This window comes from Sphingopyxis sp. sgz302558 (genome assembly GCF_057220455.1).
In genome coordinates this window covers 1-8890 of sequence record NZ_JBXPUZ010000016.1, presented here as the reverse complement: position 1 = coordinate 8890, position 8890 = coordinate 1, and the positions used below count along the sequence as shown (strand labels likewise).

Here is an 8890-nt window from a genome sequence, read left to right as displayed (position 1 = left end):
TGGTTAGCCGCATTGGCGGTGGACTGATGCTCGGCCAGCATTCACCGCACCGCGAATGCTGCGATGGCTTACATGCCCTTAGCTCGTTATAAGTCTAGGGGGGGTGGTGTTCAGGCCAATTTAGTGTGCAGCCTTCGTCCGGTGATCGGCCACGGCGCGGGCAACTCCCTCCAGCTCAGCCAGTGGGATGTCGTCGTCCCAATCAATGCCACCCTGCGCCTTTAACCGAAAAGTTAGTACCGCCGATGGGGAAGCACGTGCCTGCCCCCTCAGCGCCGCGACATCTTCCTCAGTCAGCGCTATGCCCACTGCCTCATTATAGGTGCAATGGCCGTAGTTGCAGGCCACGACGTCGCGCGCGATAATGTCTAGCGGGCGCGTGACCAAACGGTCGCCGATTTTCAGATTGGCTGACGTGAACCGTCGCCATGCGCCCGAGTAAGTGACCGACTGATAGATTTGCCACCTTGTTTGACCCGTTGCGCGCGAGATGAAAGCACGGATGAAATTATTTGAACGTACGCGTGCGCTGAAGCTGGTCTGCTCGTCGATGCCTGCTTCCGACGATATCATCGCCACCGCTTCCAAATCATCTGCATCAATTTTGACGGTCTGCGCAAAATGATCGGCGTTGAGTTTGCTGATGCGGTCTATCCGCTTTTGCTGGTCCTTATCGCTGCGCGCAAAGTCAGTTGGGTGGGCGAGCGATGGGCCTACTGTTAAGAAGGCTAGTGGCAAGACGCACGTTCTGATTGCGTTCCGGAGTCCCACTAAGCTTTTCATCGCTCACCCCATGTCGACGATAAGTAACATAGCGGCCAATAGCCTTTCGTTACCGTGTTAAGTCGAGTTCATTGTCACTCATCGTCTGTAGATATATCGGTCACATGTCGCTGCTATTGCAGCGGTGGACATCCGCCTGCGCCTTGCCCGGAATATTCGAGTCCTTCGCCTTGAGAAGGGCTGGAGCCAAGAGGATTATGCCGACCGCGCCGACATCCATCGCACCTATGTAAGCGATATTGAGCGGGGGCGGCGCAACCCTACCATTACCGTGGTCGAGAAGCTCGCGATGCCGTTTGGGGTGAGTGCATCGAGGTTGCTGGAGTAGCGCAGAATACAGCCCGGGTCTGATTCAGTTAGCGCTAATTGCCCCAAACGACACAATATGCGCTGCGTGGGTCATCGGCTTCTTTAAGCTCGCCCATTGGATGCGCTGATAGGCGAGCCACAGCTTGGGCCGTTAGGTGGCCAGCCAAGGCAGCACGCGTTCGAGGTCCTTTCCAACGGGAGCAGGGCGCACGGCCAAGGTGGAGGCCGGATCGAGCCCGGCTTGTACCAGCATCATGGTCAAAACGGGCATGCGGCCTCGGCTATCACCGACACACTAAAGAAAGCAAGTTAACCTCACTGCATCGGCAATGCATTGTGCATGGATCTGCGCTAGCTTTTTGGCAACAATTGCGCTCGGATCAGACGAACGCGCGGCTGGACGCAGGACGAGTTCGTCGAACGCTCGGGGCTGTCGCAGCAATATCTCAGCGACCTCGAGCGCGGCAAGCGCAACCCGACCATCGCTGCCATCTATGAGCTGGCGCAGGCGTTCGGGGTCAGCCATTTGGAGTTGGTGACGCCGTAAGAGCGGTTGCCTGCGCTGCTGCATGCCATTTCTTTGATTGTTCCGAATTGGCGCAAATATTGCCCGCCAATTTTGGGTTCTGGCGCGAGAATAGCAAATATCCGCAAATGCAAGCTGGCAGATTTCCGTTCGCTTCGGAGTAATCTGCTGATTTGTAACAAAAGTCACGTTGACACGTGCAATGCATCGACGCAGCCTCGTCCTATTAAATGAGTCGCGGTGCTGCCTCAGGCGGGAGATAGCGGATGTCGAAGGCGGTGCGATTGCTGTGTGCATTTGCAGGGCTAAGCCTCGCGGTACCCGCCCAAGCTTCCGAAGCCATCACCTACACTTATGACGCCAAAGGCCGCCTAACTAAGGTGGTCCATAGCGGGACGGTCAATAATGGGGTGGAGAAGACCTACACCTATGACAAGGCCGACAATCGCACCAATCAGACGGTGATTGGGGGCGCAGCGCCGCCGCAGGCAAACTGCATCTTCACCGCTGTAGATGTTGAGGGCGGCGATGAGTTTTCGGTCTATCCCTATCTGCAAAAGACGGGAAGCTGTGGTCCGGTCACGGTGACGACGAACGTCCAGGTAATTTCGGGCCAAGGCAATTACTCGCTTCTCCCGGGCAGCGACCTCACCTTTCAGCCGAGCGAGACTATCGAATATATCCGGATCAGCCCTTGGTATGGGACGGTGCCTCCAGGGGATCCACTCGTGCTGCAGGTCAATTGGACGATCACGGCAGGCAACGGGACTTTCAACGATAGCTCGGGAAGAGTCACCATCTACAATGCCGATTGTTATTGCTGACACCGTGTGGCGATTGAGGAGTGGATTTGGTGAAGAAGGTCAAATTCCTGGTCATGGCTGGACTTGCGCTTCCGCTGGCGTGCACGATGCTCCCGCACGCTGCGCAGGCGCAGGGGGCTGCGGTTTGCATGACAAAGACATCCGGTGACACCTCGCGGAAAGGCGCAACCGTCGCCGTTGAGGTCCAGCCGAGCCAAGAGGCCGCTTTGGCCCGGCGCGGGTTCAAACGCCAGAGCTGCTCCGACGTTGGCACACGGGCCCGCAAATTCCGGCGGCAGATGTGCCAGGTGGCTGTGCTCAAGAATGACCAGATCGAAGCCGAGTTTGCGGCCCACTATGGCATCCGGCCGAGTGAGGGGTGCCCCAGTCCATAGCATTTAGATGGTCCGATGATGTTGCGTTCATTCACGGGAGAGCACCGCGTGCCTGTTGCCAGCAATATTGATAAGGCCCTCCTTGCCGGTCAGCGCTGCGGCAGCAACGCTGGAAGGCTACTTGCCTTAATTATTTTATATTGGCTGGCGATGTTGTTGGTGCCAGCGGCCCATGCTCAGCAAGCCACGCTACTCAACGCCCCATCGCCCGAGAAAATCGCGGTAACGCCGGGCGGTGTCGATATTCGCACGGGCCGGCTCGGTTATAGCAAAACGGATATTTCCATCGGCGAGGGACCAGGTGCGATCGCGCTCGAGCGCACCATGATTACGCCGATCCTTGGACATGCCGAACCTTTTGGCAATCTCTCGCACAATTGGAGCATCACGCTCGTCATCAAGTCGATCCTCAATCAAGAGAATAACAGCTACGACTATATCGCTGAGGTCGGCTATGGCGGGCGCTCGCAGACGTTTGAGATGCTCTACGGCCTCGACACGACGTTCCGGCAGAAATCGCAGAATGATTTCACGCGTCTGACCATGTCAGGCTATGTCGGCGGCGCGAATACCACTTACACCTATCGTGCGACCGATGGGACGGTTGCAGTGTTCCAACCCATCGCCGGTGCTGGCTGCGCCACCTGGGAATGCCACTTCGTCACCTATGTGGTCGAGCCCGACGGCACCCGCTTTGATTTTCAATATGAGACCACGACTGCAGCCGTCCCCAACAAAGCTCGGCTGCGCAGTGTCACGAGCTCGCGTGGCTATGCTTTGCTCTTGGAATATGGCGGCGGAGGCGGGGGCTGGAACAATGTGTCCAAGGCATGCGTGATCAACCTCGGCACGATCACCAAGCCAGCGAACAATGTTTGTCCGGGCAATGCGCAGGCAACATCGACCTATGCCTATGGCGGCCTCGATAATCGCGTCGTGATGACGAGCGCGACCACGCCGGACACGGCAAATGAGTCGATCAGCTACACCTCAACTTCGCCGAACGTCAGCTTTCAGATGGCGCACACCAAGCCGGGACAGTCATCGCCTTGGATGACCAACAACATGTCATACAGCTTTACGTCGGATGGCGAGCTCGAGCCCTATGTGCTTGCCCAATCTTTCCCTGACGGAAGCGCATACACCTATTATTACGACCTCACCCCGGTGACCGACGATGGGATGGGCGGTGTGCCCTTTTACCAGACCATCTCGGGCGGCGCTTATGTCAACGCACTCAATCAGACCACAGAGGTGCGATACGATTTCCCGCCGATGCCATCGAGTATGACCCCGCCCCGGGTAGTCGGCGGGATGGGTCAGGGCTACGTCTATGTCTATTATGGCGATGTCGTCTACCAAGTGACGCCAGGGCCGGCGCGCATCGTCGATCCTTTGGGGCGGACAACAACCAGCAACTATTGCGACGCCAATGCTGCTGCAAATTTGCCGCCGTATATTTACCAGCGCTGTCTGGTGACGCTGCTGCAGGAGCAAACCAGTCCCGACGGCCAGAAGGTCAAACTCAAATATGGCGTGAACCGCAATCCAATCGAAATCCGCCATGTCGCCAAACCCGGCTCGGGCCTCGCCGACACGGTGGAAAGCGCAACCTACGACGGCACCGCGTGCGCGAGCTACGCGCCCTCGTGCAACAAACCGCTGACCGTCACCGACGCCAAAGGCATCACCACGACCTACACCTGGTCGGCGACGCATGGGCAGATGCTGACTGAGAAGCGCGCCGCGCCGAGTGGCGGTGCGACCCAGCCTGAGAAGCGCTACAGCTATGGGCAGTTCTACGCTTGGTATCGCAACAGCGCAGGCACGGTGGTGCAGTCGCCCTATCCGGTGTGGTTGCTCACGCAAATCAGCGAATGCCGTACCGGCGCGGCTCCGGCGTGCGTCGGCACTGCCGATGAAACCCGCACCACTTTCAATTATGGTGCCGCTGGCACCGCCAACAATCTGCTGCCCGTCAGCCAGACGGTCGCTGCCGGCGATAACAGCGTGTCGGCGACCACCAGCTGGACCTATGATGCCCAGGGCAACAAGCTCACCGAAGATGGCCCGCTCGCCGGCGCCGACGATACGACCCGCTGGCGCTATGATGCGATGCGGCGGGTGGTGGGGGTTGTTGCGCCCGACCCCGACGGTGCAGGGCCGCGCAAGCACCGCGCGACGCGAAACAGCTATGATCTGGCCGGACGGCTGGTCAAGGTCGAGCAGGGCACGGTGAACAGCCAGTCGGATAGCGACTGGGCCGCGTTCGTGCCGCTCCAGACGATGGAAACCGCTTATGATGCGCTCGATCGCAAGATCCGCGAGTGGAGCTATGGGACGAGCGAGGGCACCCAGTCGCTGACGCAATATAGCTATGATCTGGCGGGCCGCTTGGAATGCACGGCAGTGCGCATGAACCCGGCAGCCTTTGGGTCGCCGCCGGCGAGCGCCTGCACTTTGGGTAGCGAAGGCAGCTTTGGTCCCGACCGCATCACCAAGCTGACTTACGATGCCGCAGGGCAGCTGATCAAAACCATCCTCGCGTTCGGCACGCCGCTGCAAACCGATCAGGAGACTAACAGCTATACGCTCAATGGCAAGCTCGCGACGGTGACCGATGGCGAGAACAACCGCACCACCTTTGAATATGACGGCCACGACCGGCTGGCGAAGACGCGCTACCCGGTGACCACGGTGGGAGCGCTGGCGAGCTCGACCACCGATTATGAGCAGCTGACCTATGATGCCAATGACAATATCACCCAGCGCCGCCTGCGCGACGGGCAGCTGATCAACTACAGCTATGACGCGCTCAACCGGATGACGCTCAAGGATGTGCCGAACAGCGTCGCCGGTGAATATGACATCACCACCAGTTACGACCTGCTGGACCGGCCCACGCTGGTCAACGACAGTGCGGGCAATAGCGTTGGCAGCGGCTTTGACGCGCTGGGCCGCATGGTGTCGCAGTCGAGCCCGGCCGGCACGATTGCGCTACAATATGACCCGGAGGACCGCCTCACCCGGGTGACGCATCCCGATGGCAACTACTGGTCCTATCTCTACAACACCGCCGATCTCACCAGCATCGCCGAAAATGGCAGCTTCACTATTGCGAGCTTCGCGTTCGACGATCTGGGCCGCCGCACGCAGATCGCGCGGGGCAATGGAGCGAGTACCAACCTGGTGTTCGATCCGGTGGGGCGCCTGCGCAGCTTTGCGCAGGATCTGGGCGGCAGCACGCATGATCTGACCGTGGCGGGTCCGGCGGCGGGCGGAACGGGGATGAGCTACAATCCGTCGAGCCAGCTCATCGGCCAGACGCGCAGCAATGACGTTTATGCCTGGACAGCGCACTTCAACGTGGTGCGGCCCTATGGCACCAACGGGCTCAACCAGCTGACGAGCGCCGGGGCGAGCGCGCTCGGCTATGATGGCCGCGGCAACATGACCAGCGATGGCACGCTGAGCTATGGCTATACCAGCGAGAATCGGCTCGCGACCGCGAGCAACGGCACGGCGCTAACCTATGATCCGACCGGGCGGCTATCGCGCATTGTTAAAGGCGCGCTGACCACCCGCTTTGAATATCTGGGCCCGCGCCTGATCGCCGAGCGCGATGCCGGCGGCGCCATCCTGCGCCGCTATGTGCACGGCCCCGGCGATGATGAACCGCTGCTCTGGTATGAAGGGTCAGGGCTTGGCGACCGCCGCTGGCTCCACGCCGACGAGCGCGGCAGCGTGATCGCGATCAGCGACGCCAGCGGCAACGCCATCAACCTTAATGCTTATGACGAATATGGCGTGCCTGCGCCGACGAACAACGGACGGTTCCAATATACCGGGCAGACCTGGCTGAGTGAGCTCAATCTCTACTACTACAAGGCCCGCATTTACTCGCCCACACTCGGGCGGTTCATGCAGACCGATCCCATTGGCTATGAGGATGGCATCAACTGGTATGCCTATGTCGGGAATGATCCGGTTAATAATGTAGACCCCTCGGGTCAGAATAACGAGAAAGTCACCGAGGCAATTGTCGGAGTCATCCGCGATGTCCAGCTCCAGTCGCGGATCGATAATGCAGAAAGCCCTGGTATTAGAGAGAGTCGATCGCTGGATGCGAGAGCAGATGCGGAAGCGAATAATCGAGTAGGCAGTGCTCTTGAATATGAACGCCAAGCGAATGAAGCAAATGCTGCGGTGAATAGGGAGATGATGAAGCTATATGAAGGGGACAAAGTGCCGAGCCAACGACAACTTGAAAAGTTCGCAAAAAGACAAGGTTGGCAAAGACATGAGGATTCCAACGGCGTAGTTACATATACATCTCGTTCTGCGAATCGCGAAGCAAACGGAACGCCGAGATTGACTCTCAAGCCAAATCCTGCCCAACGGTCAAAAGGACAGCACAGTCAGGGTCCCAGGGTAAGTTTCAGAAACATGTATGGAGGCCATGTCGATCCTACTACCGGAAGAAACCTCAAGACGGGACAAGCGATGGGCCTCCCAGGGCATCGGCCTTTCCGTCCTCGTCGGCCACGGTAGTCAACCTGGAGAAGCTCCATGAATCTTAAGCATTTAAACCCATTAGACATTCTTAAATCAATCAGCTATATTGACAGCGCACTTTTTGGTATTAGCGTCGATGTTTTTAAACTCCGCCTCTATATAAATGCTAAGAATTCAGAAGGACTGAAGGAATTTGGTTTTTCAGACAACCACTCATTCATATGTGCTGAATTTCGAGGAATAAATAGTTTATCGATTAATCTGGCAAAATCAGTCTTTGGACCACCATATTTGGAAGATGGGGAAATGGCAGAAATTGATCTTGTTGATTTTAGTTTTGATTACATAGAAACTAAAAACATAGGCTCTAAGCACTATTCTCCTCGCCTTGGAAGTCCTGGAGTTTTGAAAGATATTTTTGAAATTAGATTTGATTTAGGTAGCTCATATATTAAGTTTCAATTTACTGAAATATTCCTGGATTTCTTTGATCCATTATCTTTTGACAATAAAATCGATGCTGGCAATTATTAGTTTAATCTCAGCACTGCGCAATTGAGTCATCTTGCGATTTGAGGTAAGGGCGCAGCACGCAAATCACGCACGGCAATGGGGCGACCACACACCTAGTTTTCGATGCGCTGAACTCCATTCCTTCCAAGGGCTACTCACAAGCCAACCGATACATTGCGGCCTCCGTCGCCACCCTGCGTTATCCCGAAGCGAGGACATGAGCTCCAATTCAATGAGCCCGCCCCTGCCCTTCGGCAAGCAGCGTGTGAATGCGCCGAAGGATCGCGAGGAAGTTATTGGCGCCATCAAGGTCATCGCCAGCCAGCAGCGCGTCGACACGCAACGCCGCAAAAATGGGGGCGTCCTCGCCGTGCGTGGCTACATAGTGATTGGCGCAGGCCCACAGCTCCCAATCGGTGAGCAGGCGCGAGGGCGCTGATTCAGCCAGCGCGTCCGGAGCAACGCTGCTGGAGTCAGGCCCCCGCCGCGTCACCGCATCAGTCGATCATCTTATGCTTGGTCGCATCAAAATCCGCCGCCTTTTCGGGCTTCACGCCGTCGGCGATTTCCTTCTCGNGGCCCCCGCCGCGTCACCGCATCAGTCGATCATCTTATGCTTGGTCGCATCAAAATCCGCCGCCTTTTCGGGCTTCACGCCGTCGGCGATTTCCTTCTCGGTCAGGAACCGGATGGCCACGCCGGTTGCGCTGGTGCGGCCCCAGCTGAATGCTGAGATTTTGCTGTCGCCATAGGCAGCCATGACAATGGCATCAGCGCCGGCCTTCTCGCCGCGCTCCCAGAGCTCGGCATAGATTTTCTTCTGCGAGGGCTCCTTGCTGAAGATCGTTGCTTTGCGCACACCCGCCTCGACCCCGGCGACGATGACATAGGGCTTGTCCTCGATATCATAGGGGAAGACCGGCACGCCCAGATCTTCGTTCATCACCGGATAGACACGCTCTTTGTCCTTAGCCGCAAGCGGCGCCGACACCAGAATTGCAGCTGCCATTGCGGCGGCCAAGGTCGTTCCAAATTTCATAGATTCC

General features: G+C 57.6%; 8 protein-coding genes. 4 read left to right on the top strand and 4 right to left on the bottom strand.

The genetic code is table 11. The annotated features are described in order from the left end of the window. Positions 1–120: 120 nt before the first annotated feature. On the bottom strand, positions 121–738 hold the full coding sequence (locus tag AC2TC0_RS15965) for a hypothetical protein (RefSeq protein ID WP_484718440.1): 618 nt from the start codon (positions 736–738) through the stop codon (positions 121–123). A 169-nt stretch (positions 739–907) separates the two neighbouring features. Here AC2TC0_RS15965 and AC2TC0_RS15960 point away from each other — a divergent pair, with 169 nt between their 5' ends. Further along, on the top strand, positions 908–1111 hold the full coding sequence (locus tag AC2TC0_RS15960) for a helix-turn-helix domain-containing protein (protein ID WP_484718439.1): 204 nt from the start codon (positions 908–910) through the stop codon (positions 1109–1111). 276 nt (positions 1112–1387) lie between these two features. Here AC2TC0_RS15960 and AC2TC0_RS15955 read toward each other — a convergent pair whose 3' ends face one another. Beyond that, complete coding sequence (locus AC2TC0_RS15955) at positions 1388–1807, bottom strand: hypothetical protein (RefSeq protein ID WP_484718438.1); 420 nt, start codon at positions 1805–1807, stop codon at positions 1388–1390. A gap of 77 nt (positions 1808–1884) precedes the next feature. On the opposite strand from AC2TC0_RS15955, the gene AC2TC0_RS15950 reads away from it, so the two are divergent. The 3 genes from AC2TC0_RS15950 to AC2TC0_RS15940 all read left to right on the top strand — a co-directional run bounded on the left by AC2TC0_RS15950 (position 1885) and on the right by AC2TC0_RS15940 (position 7865). Continuing rightward, on the top strand, positions 1885–2442 hold the full coding sequence (locus AC2TC0_RS15950) for an RHS repeat domain-containing protein (RefSeq protein ID WP_484718437.1): 558 nt from the start codon (positions 1885–1887) through the stop codon (positions 2440–2442). A 533-nt stretch (positions 2443–2975) separates the two neighbouring features. After that, entirely contained in the window at positions 2976–7367 is a 4392-nt protein-coding gene (locus tag AC2TC0_RS15945) for an RHS repeat domain-containing protein (RefSeq protein WP_484718436.1), read from the top strand. 18 nt (positions 7368–7385) lie between these two features. Continuing rightward, positions 7386–7865 (top strand): hypothetical protein, encoded by a 480-nt coding sequence (locus AC2TC0_RS15940; RefSeq protein ID WP_484718435.1) that lies wholly within the window; start codon positions 7386–7388, stop codon positions 7863–7865. Between the two features lie 208 nt (positions 7866–8073). On the opposite strand, the gene AC2TC0_RS15935 is transcribed toward AC2TC0_RS15940, so the two are convergent. Beyond that, positions 8074–8337: a DUF6961 family protein gene (locus AC2TC0_RS15935; protein WP_484718434.1), complete on the bottom strand. Its 264-nt coding sequence runs from the start codon at positions 8335–8337 to the stop codon at positions 8074–8076. Positions 8338–8442: 105 nt separating this feature from the next. Next, a partial coding sequence (locus tag AC2TC0_RS15930) for a hypothetical protein (protein ID WP_484718433.1) occupies positions 8443–8890 on the bottom strand: 448 nt, incomplete at its 5' end.

Bases quoted from the DNA above. Each gene is read 5' to 3' on its own strand.
- AC2TC0_RS15950 (WP_484718437.1), top strand. From the start codon at position 1,885: ATGTCGAAGGCGGTGCGATTGCTGTGTGCATTTGCAGGGCTAAGCCTC.
- AC2TC0_RS15940 (WP_484718435.1), top strand. From the start codon at position 7,386: ATGAATCTTAAGCATTTAAACCCATTAGACATTCTTAAATCAATCAGC.